The sequence below is a fragment of the Methylobacterium sp. Leaf465 genome (genome assembly GCF_001424705.1).
Taxonomy (GTDB): domain Bacteria; phylum Pseudomonadota; class Alphaproteobacteria; order Rhizobiales; family Beijerinckiaceae; genus Methylobacterium.
In genome coordinates, this window is the sequence record NZ_LMRA01000034.1 from 72,753 (window position 1) to 93,781 (window position 21,029).

19 protein-coding genes are annotated in these 21,029 nt (G+C 71.5%); 10 read left to right on the forward strand and 9 right to left on the reverse strand.

The features are described 5' to 3' along the window. Positions 1-32: 32 nt before the first annotated feature. The 4 genes from ASG51_RS15455 to ileS form a co-directional block, all read right to left on the reverse strand. Positions 33-1,412 carry a pitrilysin family protein gene (locus tag ASG51_RS15455; protein ID WP_056218306.1) on the reverse strand — a complete coding sequence of 460 codons (1,380 nt, stop codon included), beginning with the start codon at positions 1,410-1,412 and terminating at the stop codon, positions 33-35. Between the two features lie 154 nt (positions 1,413-1,566). Next, positions 1,567-2,202 carry a hypothetical protein gene (locus ASG51_RS15460; protein WP_056218309.1) on the reverse strand — a complete coding sequence of 212 codons (636 nt, stop codon included), beginning with the start codon at positions 2,200-2,202 and terminating at the stop codon, positions 1,567-1,569. Between the two features lie 208 nt (positions 2,203-2,410). After that, a complete protein-coding gene (lspA, locus tag ASG51_RS15465) occupies positions 2,411-2,899 on the reverse strand; it encodes a signal peptidase II (RefSeq protein ID WP_056218313.1) in 489 nt (162 codons plus the stop codon). 87 nt (positions 2,900-2,986) lie between these two features. Then, entirely contained in the window at positions 2,987-5,968 is a 2,982-nt protein-coding gene (ileS, locus tag ASG51_RS15470; protein WP_056381762.1) for an isoleucine--tRNA ligase, read from the reverse strand. 405 nt (positions 5,969-6,373) lie between these two features. Between ileS and ASG51_RS15475 the strand changes: the two genes are divergently transcribed. Beyond that, complete coding sequence (locus tag ASG51_RS15475; protein ID WP_056218320.1) at positions 6,374-6,640, forward strand: hypothetical protein; 267 nt, start codon at positions 6,374-6,376, stop codon at positions 6,638-6,640. On the opposite strand, the gene ASG51_RS15480 is transcribed toward ASG51_RS15475, so the two are convergent. Then, positions 6,631-7,527: a DMT family transporter gene (locus ASG51_RS15480; protein ID WP_082514034.1), complete on the reverse strand. Its 897-nt coding sequence runs from the start codon at positions 7,525-7,527 to the stop codon at positions 6,631-6,633. The genes ASG51_RS15475 and ASG51_RS15480 overlap by 10 nt on opposite strands. Positions 7,528-7,854: 327 nt before the next feature. Here ASG51_RS15480 and ASG51_RS15485 point away from each other — a divergent pair, with 327 nt between their 5' ends. Beyond that, on the forward strand, positions 7,855-8,124 hold the full coding sequence (locus ASG51_RS15485; protein ID WP_056276488.1) for a hypothetical protein: 270 nt from the start codon (positions 7,855-7,857) through the stop codon (positions 8,122-8,124). Between the two features lie 26 nt (positions 8,125-8,150). Here ASG51_RS15485 and ASG51_RS15490 read toward each other — a convergent pair whose 3' ends face one another. After that, positions 8,151-8,687: a MarR family winged helix-turn-helix transcriptional regulator gene (locus ASG51_RS15490; protein ID WP_244476477.1), complete on the reverse strand. Its 537-nt coding sequence runs from the start codon at positions 8,685-8,687 to the stop codon at positions 8,151-8,153. A 408-nt stretch (positions 8,688-9,095) separates the two neighbouring features. Here ASG51_RS15490 and rfbF point away from each other — a divergent pair, with 408 nt between their 5' ends. The 5 genes from rfbF to ASG51_RS15515 are packed head-to-tail and all read left to right on the forward strand — an operon-like array spanning position 9,096 to position 13,694. After that, positions 9,096-9,863, forward strand: a complete 768-nt coding sequence (rfbF, locus tag ASG51_RS15495; RefSeq protein WP_056218330.1) for a glucose-1-phosphate cytidylyltransferase — start codon at positions 9,096-9,098, stop codon at positions 9,861-9,863. 31 nt (positions 9,864-9,894) lie between these two features. Continuing rightward, a complete protein-coding gene (gene rfbG / locus ASG51_RS15500) occupies positions 9,895-11,001 on the forward strand; it encodes a CDP-glucose 4,6-dehydratase (RefSeq protein WP_244480166.1) in 1,107 nt (368 codons plus the stop codon). Then, a complete protein-coding gene (locus tag ASG51_RS15505) occupies positions 10,998-12,257 on the forward strand; it encodes a class I SAM-dependent methyltransferase (RefSeq protein ID WP_056381766.1) in 1,260 nt (419 codons plus the stop codon). The genes rfbG and ASG51_RS15505 overlap by 4 nt, the downstream gene beginning before the upstream one ends. A 4-nt stretch (positions 12,258-12,261) precedes the next feature. Further along, positions 12,262-12,792, forward strand: a complete 531-nt coding sequence (locus tag ASG51_RS15510; protein ID WP_056218335.1) for a dTDP-4-dehydrorhamnose 3,5-epimerase family protein — start codon at positions 12,262-12,264, stop codon at positions 12,790-12,792. Beyond that, positions 12,789-13,694: an NAD(P)-dependent oxidoreductase gene (locus ASG51_RS15515; protein WP_056381768.1), complete on the forward strand. Its 906-nt coding sequence runs from the start codon at positions 12,789-12,791 to the stop codon at positions 13,692-13,694. The genes ASG51_RS15510 and ASG51_RS15515 overlap by 4 nt, the downstream gene beginning before the upstream one ends. Positions 13,695-13,706: 12 nt before the next feature. Here ASG51_RS15515 and ASG51_RS15520 read toward each other — a convergent pair whose 3' ends face one another. Together ASG51_RS15520 and ASG51_RS15525 are read right to left on the reverse strand one after the other, a co-directional pair. Further along, positions 13,707-14,093 carry a response regulator gene (locus tag ASG51_RS15520; protein ID WP_244472675.1) on the reverse strand — a complete coding sequence of 129 codons (387 nt, stop codon included), beginning with the start codon at positions 14,091-14,093 and terminating at the stop codon, positions 13,707-13,709. Between the two features lie 178 nt (positions 14,094-14,271). Continuing rightward, positions 14,272-15,537, reverse strand: coding sequence for an adenosylmethionine--8-amino-7-oxononanoate transaminase (locus tag ASG51_RS15525; RefSeq protein ID WP_056381770.1), 1,266 nt, complete (start codon positions 15,535-15,537; stop codon positions 14,272-14,274). 230 nt (positions 15,538-15,767) lie between these two features. On the opposite strand from ASG51_RS15525, the gene ASG51_RS15530 reads away from it, so the two are divergent. From ASG51_RS15530 to ASG51_RS15540, 3 genes are all read left to right on the forward strand, one after another. Continuing rightward, positions 15,768-17,948 (forward strand): TonB-dependent siderophore receptor, encoded by a 2,181-nt coding sequence (locus tag ASG51_RS15530; protein ID WP_056381772.1) that lies wholly within the window; start codon positions 15,768-15,770, stop codon positions 17,946-17,948. After that, positions 17,945-19,192: a PepSY-associated TM helix domain-containing protein gene (locus tag ASG51_RS15535; RefSeq protein WP_244476474.1), complete on the forward strand. Its 1,248-nt coding sequence runs from the start codon at positions 17,945-17,947 to the stop codon at positions 19,190-19,192. Before ASG51_RS15530 ends, ASG51_RS15535 begins: the two co-directional genes overlap by 4 nt. 72 nt (positions 19,193-19,264) lie before the next feature. Beyond that, on the forward strand, positions 19,265-20,278 hold the full coding sequence (locus ASG51_RS15540; RefSeq protein ID WP_056276471.1) for a bifunctional riboflavin kinase/FAD synthetase: 1,014 nt from the start codon (positions 19,265-19,267) through the stop codon (positions 20,276-20,278). A gap of 8 nt (positions 20,279-20,286) precedes the next feature. On the opposite strand, the gene ASG51_RS15545 is transcribed toward ASG51_RS15540, so the two are convergent. Beyond that, a complete protein-coding gene (locus tag ASG51_RS15545; protein WP_082501427.1) occupies positions 20,287-20,841 on the reverse strand; it encodes a YcgN family cysteine cluster protein in 555 nt (184 codons plus the stop codon). Positions 20,842-21,029 lie beyond the last annotated feature (188 nt).

Sequence of the window (21,029 nt, forward strand, 5' to 3'; positions counted from 1 at the left end):
GGTGTGGCCCGGCCGGGGGCCGGGATCGGCCGTCAGGCCGCGTCGGCCTCGCGGGCCTTGGTCAGGTAGCCGGTGACGGAGCGGGAGGGCGTCAGGTAGCGCTCGGCCACGGCCACGAGCCGCGCCTTCGTCACCCCCTCGATGTCGGAGGGCCAGCGACGGACCTCCTCGATGCTCTCACCGATGGCCAGCGCCGAGCCGTAGATGCGGGCGAGGGAAGACTGGCTGTCGGAGGAATAGACCGTCTCGGCCACGAGCCGGGTCTTGGCCCGCTCGATCGCCTCGGGCTCCAGGGCCTCGGAGGGGACGCGGCGCAGGACGCGGTCGACCTCCTCCTCCAGCTTCTCCAGACTGACGCCCTCGGCGGGGATCGCGTAGACGGAGAAGCGGGTGTCGTCGATGGCCGAGCCCATGTACCAGGCGCCGGCATTCACGGCGACACCGAGCTCCATCACCAGCTTGCGGTAGAGGTAGGAGGTGGAGCCGCCGCCCATGACTTCGGCCAGCAGTTCGAGGGCGTGGCACTCGCCGTCCCGCGCGGTGATGCAGGAGGGAGCGAGGTAGAGCCGCTGCAGGGTCGGCTGCTCGACCTTGGGGTCGGCCACGGCGAGGCGGCGGAGCGCCCGGGGCTCCGGCTCCTTGGCGCGGATGCGCACGGGCCGGGCGCCCTGCGGGGTGACGCGGCCGTAGGTGTCGTCGGCCATGCGGCGGACGTCGTCCGGGGTCACGTCGCCCGCCACCACCAGGATGGCGTTCTCCGGCGTGTAGAAGCGCTTGTAGTAGTCGAGGGCGTGGGTGCGGTTCAGCTCCTCGATCTCATGCATCCAGCCGATGATCGGCGTGCCGTAGGGGTGATGCACGAACAGGGAGGCGGCCATCGCCTCGGAGAGCTGTGCCGAGGGGTCGGTCTCGACCCGCATGCGGCGCTCCTCCAGCACCACGTCGCGCTCGGGCGCCACCACGGCGTCGTCGAGGACGAGGCCGGTCATGCGGTCGGCCTCGAACTCCATCATGGTCCGGAGGTGATCGCGGGCGACGCGCTGGAAATAGGCGGTGTAGTCGTAGGAGGTGAATGCGTTCTCCTGGCCGCCGAGGCCCGAGACGGCCTTCGAGAAGGCGCCGATCGGGTGCCGCTCCGTACCCTTGAACATCAGGTGCTCGAGGAAGTGGGCGATGCCCGACTGGCCGAGCGGATCATCGGCCGAGCCGTTGCGGTACCACACCATGTGGGTGACGACCGGGGCGCGGTGATCGGGCACGACCACGACGTCGAGGCCGTTGTCGAGGGCGAAGGCACTGACCTCGGGGCCGCCCGCCTCGGAGCGCCCGAAGGGCGCGGCTTCGGCCCGGCCCGCGCTGGCATGGCCGCGCGAGGGTCCGAAGAGGGGCATGTCCTTCCTGAACAGGTGCATCGAAGCTCTTCCTTCCGCGGTCGGCCGCTTGCGAGGGCCATCCGTCATGTTGGCGTTGCGCCGGCTCCGCGCCACGGGGGTGCGTCGGAGGGGCAGGAAACGGGTCCTCGTGCGGTGACCCGCCGCGCCTGCGGCACCGGGCCGGACCCGGGGTTCAGTTCGCGGAACGCGCGCGCACGTAGGCGCCCGGATCGGACTCCTCACGCTCGCGATACGGGTTGTTCACGGGGTCGCCGTTGGTCTTGGCGACCTTGCGGGGCGGCTTGCGGTAGCCGGTGGGCGGATCGGTGAGGACGTCGCGGTCCGGCTCGACCTGCGAAGGCTCCGCGACCTCGGCGGAGCGCAGGCCGAAGGGGTTCGACCAGAAGGAGTTGCGATCGTCGTTCTCGCCCTCGGGCCGGCCCGGCTCGGTGCGCGCCTGGGCGCCCGCACGGCGTCCGCCGCGCATCTCGTCGATGGAGAGCGTCATGTTGTTGTCGTTCATCCGGCCCTGGGCGCCGCGGACGATCGGCTTCCGGGCCTCCTCGCGCTCGCGCTCGCGCTGGACGACCTCGGGATCCTTCGGCCACTGGGCCGAGGCTTCCGGCTGGCGCGGCGGCGGCAGGGACTTGCCGTCGAGCTTGGGCGGCATCACCAGGGGGGCCCGCTCGCGGTAGGTGATCGCGGGCTTCTCGGGCTCGATCAGGCCGATGCTGCTGAGCGTGTCGCGCATGAACACGCCCTGCTGCGCCTGCGCGCTCCCGGCGGTCAGAATGCCCGCCACCACCAGCAAAGCCCGATGTCCGATCATGCTATCCCCGCTCTCCGCCCGGTTGTGGGTCCCGGTTCCCCGAGCCCGGATGATCGCCTTGTGCCACGATCCTGATCCGACCTTCTCGGCCTGATCCCGGTTTCAGGCGATCGTATGGCGCCTTGACCGCAGTGCACCAGCCTCGCCGGCACAACGATCCCGGCTGTGGTTTACGGATCACAGGTCGGGCGGAAATGACGGCGGAGCCTCAGAGCTCGGACCCGGTGCTCCGGGGGGCCGGCCGCAGGCTGTCGAGGATGAGGCCGACGACGCCGGCGACGATGGCCGCATCGGCGATGTTGAAGACGTACCAGGACCAGCTGCGCCAGTGCAGGTGCACGAAGTCGAACACCGCGCCGTAGGCCGCGCGGTCGATGGCGTTGCCGAGGGCGCCGCCCGCGACGAGCCCGAGGGCCACCGCCAGCAGGCGCGATTCCGCCCGCCGCATCCAGAGCGACAGGCCCAGCGCCGCGAGGCAGGACACGCCCACCAGCACCCAGCGGCCGAGGCCGCCCTCCTGCTGGAACATCCCGTAGGAGACGCCCCGGTTCCACACCACGAGGAACTCGGCGAAGGGCGCGATCCGCCAGGGCTGCGTCAGCACCAGGTCGGTGCCGAGATAGAGCCAGAGCTTCGAGGCCTGGTCGACGACCAGGGTGACGAGCAGCGCGACGAGGCCCAGGCGGAAGGGGGTCATGGGGGAGAGGGGGTCATCGGGGAGGACGTCACGCGGGAAGGCGGGGCCTCCCCCCGGGATGGGGGACGGCGAGGGGCGGCATCCGCGTCACGCGGCGTTCGTGCCGGCATGCGCCGCGTCCCACTCGCGCAGGGCGCGGGCGTCGCGGGGCGTCACGTCGGGATAGTCCGGGTCGCTGCCGACCTCGGGCGCGACCCGCCAGGAGCGGGCGCATTTGCGGCCCTCGGCCAGGGCCGGCACCACGGCGACGCCCCGCACGTCGTCGAGGCGGAACGCCTCGGCCGGGCCCTCGCCCGCCGCGATGCGGAGGGCGGAGGTGATGCAGACATCGGCGAAGTCGACGCCCTCCACCACCGTCCGCAGCTCCGCATCCGCGATATGGACGGTGGGGGCCGCCTCCAGGCTCGCCCCGATGCGCTTGGCCGTCCGCTCGATCTCCAGGGCGCCGGTGACGACCCGGCGCACCCGGCGGATCGCCTGCCAACGGGCCGCGAGGGCCTCGTCCCGCCAGGCGACCGGCGTCTCCGGCAGCGTCTGCAGGTGGACGGAGCCGGCCTCGGACGGGTAGCGGTCGAGCCAGGCTTCCTCCGCCGTGAAAGCCAGCACCGGCGCGAGCCAGATCGTGACCCGGCGGAAGGTCTCGTCGATGACCTGGAGGGCGGCGCGGCGCACGGGCGAGGAGGCCGGGTCGCAGTAGAGCACGTCCTTGCGCACGTCGAAGTAGAAGGCCGAGAGGTCGCCGGTCATGAAGCCGTTGAGGAGCGCCACCACCCGCTTGGTGTCGAAGGCGGCGTAGGCCTCGCGGATCTCGCCGTCGAGCTCGGACAGCCGGTGACGGACCAGGCGCTCGAGCTCGGGCAGCTCGGCGTGGGCGATCTCGGTGCCGGGCTCGAAATGCGCCAGCGACCCGAGCATCCAGCGGACCGAGTTGCGCAGCTTGCGGTAGGTCTCCGCGAAGGTCTTGATGATCTCCGGGCCGATGCGCAGGTCGTCCGCGTAATCGGAGGCCGCCACCCACAGGCGCAGGATGTCGGCGCCGGAATCCTTGATGACGTTCTGCGGGGCGACGACGTTGCCCTTCGACTTCGACATCTTCAGGCCCTTCGGGTCGAGGACGAACCCGTGGGTCAGGACGATGTCGTAGGGGGCGCGACCGCGGGTGCCGGCGGATTCGAGCAGGGACGACTGGAACCAGCCGCGATGCTGGTCCGATCCTTCCAGGTACATCACCGTGTCGGCGCCGCCGTCGCGCTTGCGCTTGACGCCGGACAGGCCCGGGAACTGCTCGGGATCGTCGAGCACGAAGGCGTGGGTCGAGCCGGAATCGAACCAGACGTCGAGCACGTCCGTGACCTTTTCGTAGTCCGCCGGATCGTGGTCGGGGGCGAGGAAGCGGGCGCCGTCCGCATCGGTGAACCAGGCATCCGCGCCCTCCGCCTGGAAGGCCGCCGCGATGCGGGCATTCACCGCCGCGTCGCGAAGCACCTCGTGGGTGCCGCGCTTGACGAAAACCGTGATCGGGACGCCCCACGCGCGCTGGCGCGACACCACCCAGTCGGGCCGGTTGCCGACCATGCCGTTGATCCGGTTCTTGCCCTGTGGCGGTACCCACTGGGTCTCTTCGATGGACCGCAGGGCGACATCGCGCAGGGTGCGGCCGTCCAAGGACCCGACCGGCTTGTCCATCGCGATGAACCATTGCGGCGTATTGCGGAAGATGACCGGTTTCTTCGAGCGCCAGGAATGCGGGTAGCTGTGCTTGAGCGTGCCGCGCGCCACCAGGGTGCCGGCCTCCATCAGGGCGGCGATGACCGCCTTGTTGGCGTCGCCCTTCTCGCCCTTGTGGTTAAGAACGAGTTTTCCCGTGAAACCGGGGGCCTCCTCGGTGAGCGCCCCGTCGGCGTCCACCGTGTAGGGGATGCGGGTCTCGATGCCGCGCTGGGCGAGCGCCCGGCCGTTGGCCATCCAGACCTCGAAATCCTCGCGGCCATGGCCCGGCGCCGTGTGGACGAAGCCGGTGCCCGCCTCGTCGGTGACGTGCTCGCCCTCAAGGAGCGGTACGGCGAAGTCGTAGCCAGGCACGTGGCCGGCCAGCGGATGGCTCAGGGTCAGGGCGGCGAGTTCGTCCGGGGCGACGTCGCGCAGGCGCTCGAAGGCCTCGACCCGGGCGCTGGCGAAGACCGAGGCGGCCAGGGCATCGGCGAGGACGTAGCGATCGCCGACCTTCGCCCAGTTGTCGTCGGCCGCCGCCGTGACCTGGTAGAGACCGTAGGCGACCCTGCGCGAATAGGCGACGGCGCGGTTGCCCGGCATGGTCCAGGGCGTCGTGGTCCAGATCACCACCCGGGCCTCGGCGAGATCCGGGCCCGCGCCCGCGATGGGCCGGAACGCGGCGAAGATTGTGTCGCTGACGTGGTCCTCGTACTCGACCTCGGCCTCGGCCAGGGCGGTCTTCTCCACCACCGACCACATCACCGGCTTCGAGCCGCGATAGAGCTGGCCCGTCATGGCGAAGGTCATGAGCTCGCGGGCGATCGCGGCCTCGGCCGGGAACGACATGGTGACGTAGGGGTGGTCCCAGTCGCCGGTGACGCCGAGGCGCTTGAACTCCCCGCGCTGCACGTCGAGCCAATGGGCGGCGAAGGTCCGGCATTCCTGGCGGAACTCGATGACCGGCACGTCGTCCTTGTTGCGGCCCTTGGCGCGGTACTGCTCCTCGATCTTCCACTCGATGGGCAGGCCGTGGCAGTCCCAACCCGGCACGTAGTTGGCGTCGTAGCCGAGGGTGCCCTGCGCGCGGACGATGACGTCCTTCAGGATCTTGTTCAGCGCCGTGCCGATGTGGATGTTGCCGTTGGCGTAGGGGGGGCCGTCATGCAGCACGAATTTCGGCCGGCCGGCGGCCTGCGCGCGGATCTGCCCGTAGAGGTCGGTGGCGGCCCAGCGCTCCAGCAGCAGGGGCTCGCGCACCGGCAGGCCGGCCCGCATCGGGAAGTCGGTCTGGGGCAGGAACAGGGTCTTCGAGTAGTCGCGGGCGGGGGCCGCAGCGGGAGAGGTCTGGTCGCTCATGGGCTGTCTGTGAGGTCTTCGGCGCGGATCGGCGTTGAGGCGGTCGGTGGGCAGGACTGCCCCCGGGGCCGGCGGACTGGAGGCGAGGCGTCGCCCTCCCGGCCTTCGCATCGGACCGCCGCGGCGGCCCTCAGGCGCAGGCCGGGCTCATAATTCGAGGCCGGGGGGCGCTCGGCACGCCGCGCCGCCCGCGTGGATCACCATCAACGCACATTCGGCGGCTTCTAGCAGCGGTGCAGGCGCGAGACCAGCGAGCTTTCCGACGCCGGCATGCCGGACCAACTTTCGTGGGGACCTTCTTTCAAGCTCGGCCGTTGTCCCTCACGCGTTCGGGCGCCGTCCGGCTTCGGCCGGGGACCAGATCCGAGGGGTGACCGAGACGCGGCGTCATTGGGAGACACGACCATGAGAAAAGCTCTGCTCGCCGCCAGCCTCGTCCTGTCCGCCTTCGCCCTGTCGGGCGCGGCCGAAGCGCAGGGCCTGCCGGGCGGCATCCGCCGTGGCGCGGCCGAGGGCGACCGGGTCGCCGGTCCGGTGGGCGGCATCGTCGGCGGCGCCGTCGGCGGCGCGGTGGGAACCGTGAACGGGGCGCTCGGCATCGATCCGGGCCGTCGCGCCTACCGCACCCGCATGAAGTCCCGCCGCCACTCCCATCACCGCCGTCACCGCTGAGGCGATGCGGGATCCCGCGGGGCGCACGCGCCGTCCGGCCGGCGCCGCCCCCGGGATTCCAAGGCCTTGGACTCCTGGGCCAGGAGATAGAGCCCGGACCCGATCACGATGGACGCGCCGATCAGCGTCCATCGGTTCGGCACGTCGCCGAAGATCAGGTAGCCCAGCATCAACGACCAGAGCAGCTGGGTGTAGATGAAGGGGGCCAGCACATTGGCCGGCGCCCGGGCATGGGCCAGGACCAGCAGCCAATGCCCGAGGGTGCCGAACAGCCCGACCCCGATCAGCAGCGCCCAGGTGCTCCACGCCGTCGGCGTGGTCCAGATCCAGGGCAGGAGCGGGCTCATCAGCGCGAGTCCGGCCAGTCCCGAATAGAACACCGTCGTGGCCGTCGAATCGACGCTCGCGAGCTTGCGCGTGGTCAGCACGTAGAACGCGTAGCACAGCATGTTGCCGATGCTCAGGAGCACGGCGGGCTGGAAGGCGCCGACGCCCGGACGCACGATGACGAGGACGCCGAGGAAGCCGATCGCCACCGCCACCAGGCGGCGCGGCGACGACCATTCGCCCAGCACCGGCCCCGCGAGCAGCGCCACCATCAGGGGCGTCGCGAACTGGATCGACAGGGTCTCGGCGAGCTGGAGCTGGCGCAGGGCCAGGAAGTTGAGGGCCGTCGACCCGAACAGCAGCAGCGAGCGCAGGACCTGGAGCGCGAGCCGGTTCGTCCGCGCCACCCCGGGCGTCCGGACCGGATTGAGGACCACCAGCACCAGCGCGACGTTCACCGCGTAGCGCATGAAGGTCGAGAGCAGCGGATCGACGTCCAGGCCCGCCAGGGTCTTGGCCGAGGCGTCGAGGCAGGCGAAGAACGCCAGCGTGCCGCACATCAGTGCGATGCCGGCCAGGCGCCGGTTCGTGGGCGCGCCGCCCTCTGGTGGTGACCTCAACGACGTGATCCCGATCCGCGACGGCGTTTCGCCTGGTATGAACGGCGCGACCGGGGAGCTTTAAAGCAGACGCGGGGGAGCGCACACCTGCGTGGGGATCGGGTTCGCCACGGCGTTGAAGCATCGCTGGCCGACGCGGCACCGCCCGGTTCGGAACCGGATGGCGACCGTCGGTTGCGGCCGCGCCGGCGAGTCGCGTCGGCTGCACCAATTCTTATCGATGTCCGTCCATCCTCGCGGCCGAACGTCTTTGGCGGAGGGCCATCCATGACGCGGACCATACCGTTGCTTGCCACTTTCGGGCTGGTCTGCCTGATGGTTCTCCCCGCTCCGGGAATCCTGGGCCTGATGATCGGCCTCGGCTGCGCGATCACCATCGTGATCTGCGCGGCGGTCTGGCTGTTCGACCGGGCCGCCACCCGCCTGGCCCTCGTCCTGGAGCGGACCGGCGAGCGCCTGTTCCGGCGCCGGCGGGCCGTGCATGCGGGCTCCGGGATGATGCGCAAGGCGAAGGCCCCGAAGTCCGCCCCGCTCTAGGGAGACCGGCCCGGGCGCGGCCGGCGCTACAGCGCGCCCGGGACGGCCAGGCTGTCCGCCTCGTCCTCGTCCATCTCGGAATCGCCCTCGACCTCGTGGCCGGTGACGCCCGAGACCTCCGCGAGGTTGCGGGCGGCCTTGCGCAGGAGCTTGCGCAGGCGGCGCTTCTCCTTGCCATCGAACCCGTCGAGGAGCTCGGCCTCGACCTCGTCCCACAGGCGCTCGATGGCGGCGGCCTTGGCGAGGCCCGTCTCGGTGAGGCGCACGCGGACGATGCGGCCGTCGCCGGCCTCGGCGCGGCGCTCGACGAATCCCAGGGCCGCCAGCCGCGAGATCGTCTTGGAGGCGGTCGGCGGACGCACCCGCAGGGTCGCGGCGAGGTCGCCCATCGTCATGGTTCCGGCCGCGGCGAGCGCCTGGACGACCTGCTCCTGTCCGGCGAAGAGGTCGAGGCTGGTTAGCCGGTCGCCCACGCGGGAGCGGTGCAGGCGCGCGGCCTGGACCAGGGCCCAGCCCACGCTCTTCGCGCCCGGGGGCCGCAGGCGCTTGTCGGACTTGCTCATGCTCCGCTCGCCATCCCTGTCACCGCTCGCCCCGGGGAGCGACGCCATCACCGCGCGGGTCAGGTCCCCGTGGGGTTCGACCCTCCCGCGCTCGTCAGCCGCCCGCATCGCTCGCGCCCTTCAGCTCTCATACCCCGCGAACGATGGGCCCGCGCCGGTCAATCCGGGCACATCCACCGCCAACCGGGAACGTCCCTCCGTCCCGGGGCATGACCGGGCCGTATGAAGCTGCGATGACAGCGCCCCGCCCGGGAGCCCGAGCGGGCGGGAAAAGTCGGCTAAACGGCCCGTCCGCCCCCGCGCCTGGACGAAGGGCGACCCCTCGATTAAGCGTTGCGCGACGGGGCGCACGCGCCCGCAGCGCGGCCGTTCCCGCGCCAGGACCTTCCGAAGACCGCTCAGGAATCCATGAAGGCAGTCATCCTCGCAGGCGGTCTCGGCACGCGCCTCTCGGAGGAGACGGTGATCCGCCCCAAGCCCATGCTGGAGATCGGCGGCCGGCCGATCCTCTGGCACATCATGCAGATCTTCGCCGCCCACGGGGTGCGCGAATTCGTGATCTGCCTCGGCTACAAGGGCTACGTCATCAAGGAGTTCTTCCTGAACTACCGGCTGCACCTGTCCGACGTGACCGTGGACATCGGGCGCGGCCACGTGGATTTCCACCGCAGCACCGCCGAGGACTGGCGCGTCTCGCTGATCGAGACCGGCGAGACCACGATGACGGGCGGGCGCCTGAAGCGGGTGCGGGACTATCTGGGCGACGACGACTTCTTCATGACCTACGGCGACGGCGTCGCCGACGTGGACCTGACGGCCCTGGCGGCCTTTCACCGGGCCCACGGCAAGCTCGCCACCCTCACGGCGGTGACGCCGCCGGGCCGCTTCGGGGCGCTGGAGCTGGAGGACGGCACGGTGCGGCGCTTCCGGGAGAAGCCCGCCGGGGACGGGGCGACGATCAACGGCGGCTTCTTCGTGCTCTCGCCGCGGGTGCTCGACCGGATCGCGGGCGACGCCACCGTCTGGGAGGCGGAGCCCCTGGAGGGCCTCGCCGCCGACGGGCAGCTCGCGGCCTACGTCCATGCGGGCTTCTGGCAGGCCATGGACACCCTGCGCGACAAGAACCACCTCGAAGCCCTGTGGGCGGGGGACGCGCCGCCCTGGAAGTGCTGGTAGTCTGGCGCCCCACCGGAGATCGTTTCAGAGCGTGCAGCCCTCGCCCTTCCCTCTGCCGCGCACGCGCGACCCGAATCCCGATCCCGCCTTCTGGGCCGGGCGACGGGTGCTCGTTACGGGCCATACCGGCTTCAAGGGCGGCTGGCTCTGTCTGTGGCTGGAACGCCTGGGCGCCCGGGTGAGCGGGCTGGCGCTGGCCCCCGAGACCACCCCGAGCCTGTTCGCCACGGCCGGCATCGGCCGCGGCCTCGACTCGCACCTCGCCGATATCCGCGACCCGGCGGCGGTGCAGGCGTGCCTGGCTGCCACGGACCCCGAGATCGTCATTCACATGGCCGCCCAGGCCCTGGTGCGCGCCGCCTACCGCGATCCGCTGGCCACCTACGCCACCAACGTGATGGGCACCGCCCACGTGCTGGAGGCGGTGCGGGCGACGCCCTCCGTCCGGGCCGTGGTGGTGGTGACGAGCGACAAGGCCTACGCGAACCGTGAATGGGCCTGGGGCTACCGCGAGACGGAGGCGCTGGGCGGCCACGACCCCTACAGCAGTTCGAAGGGCTGCACCGAGCTGGTGGCGGCGGCCTACCGGGCCTCGTTCCTCAGGGAACGGGATTGCCGGGTCGCCACCGCCCGGGCGGGCAACGTCATCGGCGGCGGCGACTGGTCGGAAGACCGCCTCGTGCCCGACATCGTCCGCGCCTTCGCGCGGGGCGAGTCGGTGGAGATCCGCGCGCCCCACGCGACGCGGCCCTGGCAGCACGTGCTCGAGCCCCTGAGCGGCTATCTCCGCCTCGCCGAATGCCTGTCGGGGGCGGACGGGCCGCGCTACGCCGAGGCTTGGAACTTCGGCCCGGCCGACGAGGATTGCCGGCCGGTGGCCCATCTCGTCGACGAACTCGCCCAGGCCTGGGGCTCCGAGGCCCTGTGGCACCTGTCGGCGGCGATCCATCCGCACGAGGCGATCTTCCTCAAGGTCGATTCGGCCAAGGCCCGCACCCATCTCGGCTGGGACCGGCGCCTGCGCCTCGACGCGGCGCTCGCCTGGACCGCCGCCTGGCACAGGGCGCAGGCCGGCGGGGCGTGCGCCCGCGACCTGACCCTGGCGCAGATCGGCGCCTACGAGGCGCTCGCCGCATGACGACTCCGACAGCGACTACGACCCCGACCCCGACCCGAAGCTGCCGCGCCTGCGGGACGCCCCTGCACCGGAGCGTGGCCGATCTCGGCCTGTCGCCCCTGGCCAACGCCTACGTGCCGGTCGAGCGCGCCGGCCGGGGGGAAATGGTCCATCCCCTCCACGCCTTCGTCTGCGAGGCCTGCTGGCTGGTGCAGCTCGAAGCCTTCGAGACGCCGGAGGCGATCTTCTCGGACTACGCCTATTTCTCCGGCTTCTCCGCCGGCTGGCTCGCCCATGCGGAGGCCTACGTCGCGGCCATGCAGGCCCGCTTCGGTCTCGGGCCGGACAGCCGGGTCGTGGAGGTGGCGAGCAACGACGGCTACCTGCTGCGCGCCGTCGTGGCCCGCGGCATCCCGGCCCTCGGGATCGAACCGGCCGCCAACGTGGCCGCGGTGGCGCGCGAGCGCGGCATCCCCACCGAGGTGGCGTTCTTCGGGGCGGAGACCGCCCGGCGCCTGCGGGCGGAGGGCCACGCCGCCGACCTGATGGCGGCCAACAACGTGCTGGCCCACGTGCCCGACATCCACGACTTCGTGGACGGCTTCCGAATTCTCCTGAAGCCCGAGGGCGTCGCCACCTTCGAGTTCCCGCACCTCCTGCGGATGATCGCGGAGCGCCAGTTCGACACCATCTACCACGAACACTTCTCCTACCTCTCCCTCGGGGTCGTCTCGGGGATCCTGGAGGCGCACGGCCTGCGGGTCTTCGACGTGGAGGCATGGCCGACCCATGGCGGCTCCCTCCGGGTCTTCGCCTGCCACGCGGCGGCCGCGCACCCGCAGGGTCCCGCCGTGGACCGGGTGCGCGCGGAGGAGCGCGCCGGGGGCCTGTTCGACGCGAGCGGCTACACCGCCTTCGCGGAGGACGTGGTGCGCATCAAGTGCGCCACCCTCGCCTTCCTGGCGGACCTGCGGCTGACGGGAAAAACCGTCTGCGCCTACGGGGCGGCGGCCAAGGGCAACACCTTCCTCAATTACTGCGGCATCGGCCCCGAGCTGGTGCGGGTCGTGGCGGACCGCTCGCCGCACAAGCAGGGCACCCTCCTGCCGGGCAGCCGCATCCCGGTGGTCTCCCCGGAGGCCCTGCTGGCACAGCGGCCGGACTACGTCCTGATCCTGCCCTGGAACCTGAAGGACGAGATCGCCGGCGAGATGGCCGCCATCCGGGACTGGGGCGGGCGCTTCGTCACGGCGATCCCACGGCTCTCGGTGTTCTGAGCCCATGCGCTTCGAGGCCCTGCCGCTCGCCGGCGCGTACCGGGTCGTCCCGGACCCCCAGGCCGATGCGCGCGGCTTCTTCGCCCGCACCGCCTGCGCGGAGGACTTCGCCGCGCGGGGCCTCATCGGCGCCTTCGCGCAGTCCAGCATCTCCTACAATGCCCGGCGCGGCACCGTGCGGGGCCTGCACTTCGCCGCCGAGCCCCACGCGGAAACCAAGCTCGTGCGCTGCACGGCCGGCGCGATCCACGACGTCCTCGTCGACCTGCGGCCGGATTCGGCCACCTACCTCCAGGCCTACGGGACCGAACTCAGCGCCGGGAACCGCCACGCCCTCTACATTCCCGTGGGCTTCGGCCACGGCTTCCAGGCGCTCAGCGACGACGCGGAAGTGCTCTACATGATCGACCGCCCCTACGTGGCCGGCAGCGCCCGGGGCCTGCGCTGGAACGATCCGAGCCTCGACGTCGCCTGGCCGGAGCCCGTCACGGTGATCGCCGCGCGCGATCTCGCCTACCCCGACTGGGTGCGGTGAGGGAGCGCGTCCTCGTCACGGGCGCGGCCGGCTTCGTCGGCCGCCACGCCGTGCCGGCCCTGCGGGCGCGCGGATTCGAGGTTCACGGCGTCGGTCGCAGCCCCTCGGCGGAGGCGACCTGGCACGCGGCCGACCTGCTCGTGCCCGCGGAACGGCACGCGCTGATCGCGAAGATCCGGCCGAGCCATTGCCTCCACCTCGCCTGGGATGCGGAGCCCGGCCGCTACTGGACCTCGGCGCGCAACCTCGACTGGGTCGCGGCCACCCTGGATCTCGCCCAGGCCTTCGCGGCGGCGGGGGGCCGCCGGTTCGTCGGGGCCGGCACCTGCGCCGAGTACGAATGGGGCGCGGCCCGCTTCGAGGAGGCGACGACGCCCTGCCGGCCCGCGACGCTCTACGGCGCCGCCAAGGACGGCACGCGGCGCATCCTGGAGGCCTATGCCGCCACGCAGACGCTCAGCGTCGCCTGGGGGCGGCTGTTCTATCTCTACGGCCCCGGCGAGCGCCGCGGGCGGCTCGTGTCGGACGCGATCCGGGCCCTGACGGCCGGCACGGCGTTCCCGACCTCGCACGGGCACCAGCGCCGCGACTTCCTGCACGTCGCGGATGCCGCCGCGGCCCTGGCCGCCCTGGTGGCGGGGGACGTGCCCGGGCCGGTGAACATCGGCTCCGGGGCGGCGATCCCGGTGCGCGCGCTCCTCGAAGGGCTCGCCGCCCGGATCGGGGGCGCCGAGCACCTGGATTTCGGGGCCCGTCCCTTGAGCCCGACGGAGCCGCCGGTCATCGAGGCCGGGACCCGCATCCTGACGGAGACCGTGGGGTTCCTGCCGCGCTTCGACGTAGCGCAGGGGCTCGACGACACCGTCGCGTGGTGGCGGGCCCGGGGGAAGGCTCCGGGCTGACCGCTCAGACCCTCAGCAGGGCAGCAGGCCCTTGAGCTGGGACAGGATGTCCTCGCCGGTGCAGGGCCGGGCGATGAACTTGGCGCCCTTCGGCATCCGTTCGGGATCGGGGGCCGCGCGCCCCGAGACGATGACGATCGGCAATTGCGGCCGGGCCTCGGACACCGCGGTGGCGAGCTCGAAGCCGTTGGTCTTGCCAGACAATTCGACGTCCGTGATCAGACCGCTGATGTCGGGGCGGTCCTGGATGATGCCGAGCGCCCGTTCGGCCGAGGCGCATTGCACGGTCTCGTAGCCGCCATTCTCGAGAACGTCGCCGAGGTCCATGATCGTCAGGGCCTCGTCCTCCACCAGCAGGATCACCGGCCGGTCGTCGTTCGCCTTCGCCTCGTCCACCACGATGCACCCTCCAGCCTGTCTGGCCGCGGGCCCCGCCCGGGACCGGGATCCTCGCGTGAAGCCCAGGGGCCCGCACGGCGCGATCCGGGACACCGGAGATCCTGGACATGGGGCCAGCGCAACGTCATCCCAACGAGCGACGGGGGCGTGGGTTGCACCGGACGCAGGGTCCTCGCCGTCAGGGGGCGACCGCCGGCACCACCGTCCGCATGGCGTCGAGAAGCTCGGCCAGATCCTGCGGCGGGACGGTGAGGGCCGGCGTCAGGTAGACGATGTCGCCGAACGGGCGGACCCAGGTGCCCCGCGCCAGGAAGCGGCGCTTCAAATCGGCCAGATCGGGGGGCCGGCGGAACTGCACCACCCCGATCGCCCCCAGGACCCGGATGTCGGCGACGTGCGGCAGCCCGCGAAGGGGTTCGAGCCCGTCCGCCAGGGCCCCCGCGAGGGCCGCGACCTGATCGAGGCGCGGTTCGCGGTCGAACAGGTCGAGGCTGGCATTGGCCGCCGCGCAGGCGAGCGGGTTGGCCATGAAGGTCGGCCCGTGCATGAGGGCGGCGGCGGGATCGTCGGCGAGGAAGCTCTCGAACACGGCCCCCGTGGCCACCGTGGCGGCCAGCGCCATCGTGCCCCCGGTGAGGGCCTTCGACAGGCACAGGATGTCCGGCACGATGCCGGCCTGCGTGCAGGCGAACAGGGTGCCGGTGCGCCCGAACCCGGTGAAGATCTCGTCGGCGATGAGCGGCAGCCCGTGGCGCCGCGCGAGCCGCGCGACGGTCGCCAGCACCTCGGGGGGGTGCATGCGCATGCCGCCGGCCCCCTGGACCAGGGGCTCGACGATCACCGCCGCCAGGGTCTCGCGCGCGGCCGCCAGGGTCGCGTCGAGGGCGGCGACCTGCGCCGCCGTCCGGGGCAGGTCGCAGAAGACCTGGGTCGGCAGGTAGGCGCCGAAGCGCCGGTGCATGCCCTCGTCGGGGTCGCAGACCGACATCGCCCCGAGGGTGTCGCCGTGATAGCCCTCGCGGAAGGCCAGGATGCAGGTGCGCCCGACCACCCCCCGGTTGATCCACATCTGCACCGCCATCTTCAGGGCGACCTCCACGGCCACCGAGCCGGAATCGGTGAAGAAGACGTGGTCGAGGTCGCCGGGCAGCAGGGCCGCGAGGCGCGCCGCCAGCCGCTCCGCCGGGGCGTGGGTGAGCCCCCCGAACATCACGTGCGGCATCGTCTCGAGCTGCGCGGCCACGGCCGCCCGGATGTGGGGATGGTTGTAGCCATGGGCCGCCGTCCACCAGGAGGCGATGCCGTCGATCAGCTCGCGCCCGTCGGCGAGGACGATGCGCGACCCGTGCGTGCGCACGGCTTCCAGCGGCGGGGCCGCCCCCCGCATCTGCGTGTAGGGGCGCCAGAGATGATGCCGTCCGGGGGATTCGCGCGGGCTCGTCATGATCGGACAGGGATGTGAGCGCGGGACCGCCGGGTCAAGCAGGCCCTTCGCTGCCGACTCCCCCCCGCGACGGGACTGAACACATGAGCCTTCTTCTTATGATCAACCATGTATATACTGTCTAAGCTATTCATATTCATTCCTTTTAGCGGTTCTAATCTTTAAACGATATCTTGCAAATGATGTTGCAGCGCACTACGGCGAAGCTTCTGCTTCCTCCGAGATCCGATATGCCGCGCGCCGCCCGAACCTCCCGCCATCCGTCCCGGCACCGCCGGTTGGCCGGGGGCGCCCTCTGGCTGCTGTCCGCCGGTGCGAGCTCGGCGCAGGAGGCGCCGTCCACCGTCACCCTCGAGGAACTCAGCGTCGCCGGCCTCGGCAACGGACTCGCGACCGTCGGCTACCAGCCCAAACGCTCGACCTTCGGGGCGGGGGCCGACACCGCCCTCCTCGACACGCCGGCCAACATCGCCGTGGTCTCCGCCGCGGTGCTGCGCGACCAGCGCGTGATCTCCCTCGACGAGGCCCTGCGCAACGTCAGCGGCATCGCCCAGACCAACAGCGTCGGCGGCACGCAGGAGGCCGTGGTCCGGCGCGGCTTCGGCACCTTCCGCGACGACTCGATCCTGCGGGATGGCCGGCGCACCGTGCTGCAGCAGAACTTCAGCTACGCCATCGAGCGGGTGGAGGTGCTCAAGGGCCCGGCCTCGCTCCTCTACGGCATCACCGACCCGGGCGGGCTGATCAACCTCGTCTCGAAGCGGCCGGACTTCACGCCGCACGGCTCCCTCAACCTCACGGGGACGAGCTTCGACGGCGGCCTGGTCCAGGGCGACCTCACCGGCCCCATCGCGGGCACCAACCTCGCCTACCGGATGGTGGCCGACATCCAGAGCTACGCCTACTGGCGCAACTTCGGCCATCTCAGCCGCCAGGTCGTGGCCCCCTCCCTCACCTGGAAGGGCGACGACACCACCGTGACGGTGGGGTATGAATTCGGGCACTACCGCGTGCCCTACGACCGCGGCACGATCTTCGATCCCACCACCGGGCGGCCCCTGCGGGTGCCGCGCGACCGGCGCTTCGACGAGCGCTCGAGCCAGCACGAGGCCACCAGCCATCTCGCCACCCTCGATGTCGACCACCGCTTCGACAACGCCTGGACGTTGCATTTCGGCTACACCTACTCCCACCTCGGCTACGACGAGGACCAGATCCGGCCGGTCACCTATCTTCCGGCCAGAGGCCTCCTCACCCGCCGGGCCGACGGCACCCGCAACGCGGACTTCAATGCGCATGTCGCCCGCCTCGACCTGACCGGCAGCTTCGACACCGCCGGCCTGCGCCACGACCTCCTGGCCGGCGTCACTTACGAGAACATCGATTACGGCCGGCCCGACATCATCCGGGGTCCGAACCGGGCGGGGTTCGACCCGTTCCGGCCGGTCTACGGCACCCTCGCGGCGGTGCCGGTGATCTCGCCCGCCGACAGCAACCTGCGCGAACGCTTAGTGAATACCAGCGTGTATTTGCAGGACTCCCTGCACCTCAGCGACCAGTGGATCCTGGTCGCCGGGGTCAGCACGCAGATCTTCGACCAGTTCGGCGCCAAGGGGACGCCGGCGGTGGCCTACACCGACATCGACGGGGTGCGCGTCCTGCCGCGGGTCGGCCTCGTCTACAAGCTCGCCCCCACCCTCTCGCTCTACGGGAGCTATTCGCAGTCCTTCAAACCCAACACCTCGCTGGCCAACATCGTCGGCGCCCTGCCGCCCGAGGAGGGAGACTCCATCGAGGTCGGCGTGAAGGCGGATGTCGCCGCCGGGCTGACCGTGACGGGGGCGATGTTCGACATCGACAAGGCGAACGTGCTGGTGACGCAGGTCAACGGCCAGGGCCTCACCGTGGCGACCACCGCCGGCAAGGTGCGCTCGCGCGGGTTCGAGCTCGACGTCGCCGGCCAGATCCTGCCCGACTGGGCGGTGATCGCCAGCTACGGTTTCACCCAGGCGGAGGTGACCCAGGACCCGGTGCTGGTGGGTAAGCAACTCCTCAACACCCCGCGGGTCACCGCCTCGGCCTTCCTCACGCATCAGTTCGGTGCCATCGCCGAGGCCAAGGAGTTCGGCGCGACGCGGCTGGGCGCCGGCTTCCTGGAAGCCGGTTTCGGGGCGCGCTACGTCGGCGCCCGGCCGGGGGACGCCGCCAACAGCTTCGCCCTGCCCGACCACGTCGTCTGCGACGCGTTCCTCGCCTACAGCACCGAGGTGAACGGCTTGGCGACCACGCTCCAGCTCAACCTCAAGAACCTGTTCGACCGCACCTATTATCCCTCGTCGGGGGGCAGCAACCTGCTGGTGGCGGTGGGCGAGCCCTTCCAGGCCCTGGTGACCGCGCGGGTGGCGTGGTGAGGCACCTGCGCGCCGTCCTGTTCCAGCTGCACTGGCTGCTGGGGCTGGGGGCCGGGCTGATCCTGACCGTGGCGGGCGTCACCGGTGCGCTCCTCAGCTACGAGGACGCCATCGGCGAGGCCTTCGACGCGGACCTGATCCGGGTCGCCCGCCGGGCGGAGGATCCGCTCGCGCCGGATGCCCTCCTGGCCCGCTTCCATGCCCAGCGCTCCGACACGGTGGCGAACCTGACGCTCTCGGCCGAGGCTGCCACCGCCGCGATGGTCCGGCTCGGTCGCGATCCCGCCACCGGCCTGCGGCCGCCCTCCCTCTATCTCGACCCCTATGACGGCACGGTGCGCGGCTCGGCCCGGACGGAGGAGGCCTTCGCGACCATCCGGCGCCTGCATCGCTGGCTGCTCCTGCCCGGCGACGGCAAGGGCTGGGGCCGGCCCCTGACCGGCGCGAGCGTCCTCGCGCTCCTCGTCCTCCTCTGCACCGGTCTCTACCTGCGCTGGCCGAAGGTGATGTCGCTGCGGATCTGGCTGAAGCCCCATCTCCGGCAATGGGGCCGGCCGACCTACTGGTCGCTGCACGCGGTGGCCGGCACCTGGGTGCTGCCGGTCTACCTCGTCATCGCCCTGAGCGGGCTGTGGTGGTCCTTCGACGGCTATCGCGAGGTCGTCACCACCCTCCTCACCCTGGGCGAGACCATCACCCGGATGGCCGATGGCAAGCCGCCGGCGACGAAGGCGAACGGGCTGCCCGCCGGCCGGAGGGACTCTGCAGCGAATGGCGAGGCTGCAGGCGGGGGCAGTCGCAAGGAGGTGGGGTTGGGCAGCGCGGGGGCGCCGTCCCTCGACGCGGCCTGGGCGGCCTTCCGTACCGCACAGGACGGGCAGTTCCTCCGTGCCACCCTGCTCCTGCCCGCCGGCCCCGCCGGGCTCGTGCGCATCCGCTCCGAGAACCGGAACGGCTGGCGCGACGACATACGGATCGAGGCGACCAGCGGGCGCATCCTCATGCGCGAGATCGGCGGGGAGCGTCCGCTCGGCGCCCGCATCGCCGGCAACATGCTCGACGTGCACAGCGGGCGCATCTTCGGACTCCTCGGGCCACCGATCTTCCTCGTCGCGGCCCTGCTGATGCCGCTCTTCCTGGTGACGGGCGTGCTGCTCTACGTCGGGCGACGGGCGGCGAAGGCGCGGCGCGCGCAGGCGGGAGCGGACCGTACCGCGACCTCCGCGCTCAGCCCGCGCGCTTGACCCCCAGACCGGTTTTCGACAGGTTCCGCCGCCACAGCTCCCGTCCCCGACCGCTGCAACTCCTGAGATCCGATGTCGTCTGGCGACGAATCCGCCGTCCCGCCCGCCGCATCCGCGCACGAGCGACGCTTCACGATCTGCCGCGAGGACGAGCCGGTGCCGCCCGTGATCGCCGGAGCCATCGCGGCGATCGGCAATTTCGACGGGGTGCATCTCGGTCATCGGACCCTGATCGCCGCCGTGCGCGAGACCGCGCAGGCGGCCGGCCGCCCGGCGGTCGTCCTCACCTTCGAGCCGCATCCGCGCGCCTATTTCGCGCCACATCTCCCCATGTTCCGTCTCACCGACGCGGAAGCCAAGGAGATCGTCTTCGCCCATCTCGGCCTCGACGGACTCATCGTGCGCCGCTTCGACGCAACCCTGGCGGGAACCGGCGCGCGCGACTTCGTCGAGGGGCTGCTGGTGCGCGACCTCGGGGTGGCGGGCGTCGTCATCGGCCACGATTTCCATTTCGGCCGAGGCCGCGAGGGCACGCCGATGGTCCTCGCCGATCTCTGCACGCAGGCGGGCCTGAGTTGCCGGATCATCCCGCCTGTCGCCCTGAGCACGGGGGCGGAGCCGGTCTCGTCGAGCGCGATCCGGGCTGCCCTCACCGAGGGTGCGGTGACGCGGGCCAACGCGCTCCTCGGCTACCGTTGGTTCGTCTCCGGCGAGGTCCGCCACGGCGACAAGCGTGGACGTACCCTCGGCTATCCCACCGCCAACGTGGCGCTGCCCGCCTGCAACCTCGCCCACGGCATCTACGCGGTGCGAGCGCGCCTGCCCGACGGTCGGGTGAAAAACGGGGTCGCCAGCTACGGCCGGCGCCCGACCTTCGACGACGGCGCCCCGCTCCTCGAGGTCAACCTGTTCGATTTCTCCGGCGACCTCTATGGCCAGACGATCGCGGTGGAGTTCCTGGACTATCTCCGCGGCGAGGTCCGCTTCGACGGAGCGGAGGCCCTGATCGCCCAGATGCATCGCGACGCGGCCGAGGCCCGCCGGATCATCGCCGAGAATGCCGCCCCCTCAATGCTCGACGCCTGAGGCCACGCCTATTCTGCGTCGTCCTCGGTCTCTGGCGTGCGATTGGGCCAGGTCACGATCCGATCGAGGAGTTCGTCGGCTGTGAACTCCTCCTCGTTGCCGGAGACGCGGCCGCGCACGGAGATGCCGGCCTCATGCACGCTGGCGGCGCGGCCCGAGACCAGCGGATGCCAGGCGTAGAGATCGCGGCCCTCGCGGATCAGTCGATAGGCGCAGGTCGGTGGCAGCCACGGGATCGTGCGCACCGCCTCGGGCGTCAGGCGCACGCAATCGGGCACGCGCTTCTGGCGCCGCGCATAGTCGCGGCAGCGGCAGCCATGGCCGTCGAGGAGGGTGCAGCCGACATCGGTGTGATAGACTTCCGCCGTATCCTCGTCCTCGAGCTTGAGGAGGCAGCAGCGGCCGCATCCGTCGCACAGGCTCTCCCACTCGGCCGGCGACATCGCCTCCAGGCTCTTCGTCCGCCAGAACGGCTCCACGGTCGGAGCGGTCTGGGGATCGGAACGGATGGTTTCGGGGAAGGCCTGCGGCGTCGGGGAACGCGCGGCCGAGCGGTCCCGCATGGGGAACACCTTGGGCTGGGAGCGGCGAGGATCCGGATGATCTGCCCCTGTGCCGCAACGCGGCCCCGGGAGCAAGCGTTGCCGGCGCACGGCATGACGCCGCGCCGTGTTCGGAGGCGCCGCGCCACCGCGCCGCCCCATTCCGGCATCAAGGTTAAGAACAGGTTATGGCCTGCGGCGGCGGGACG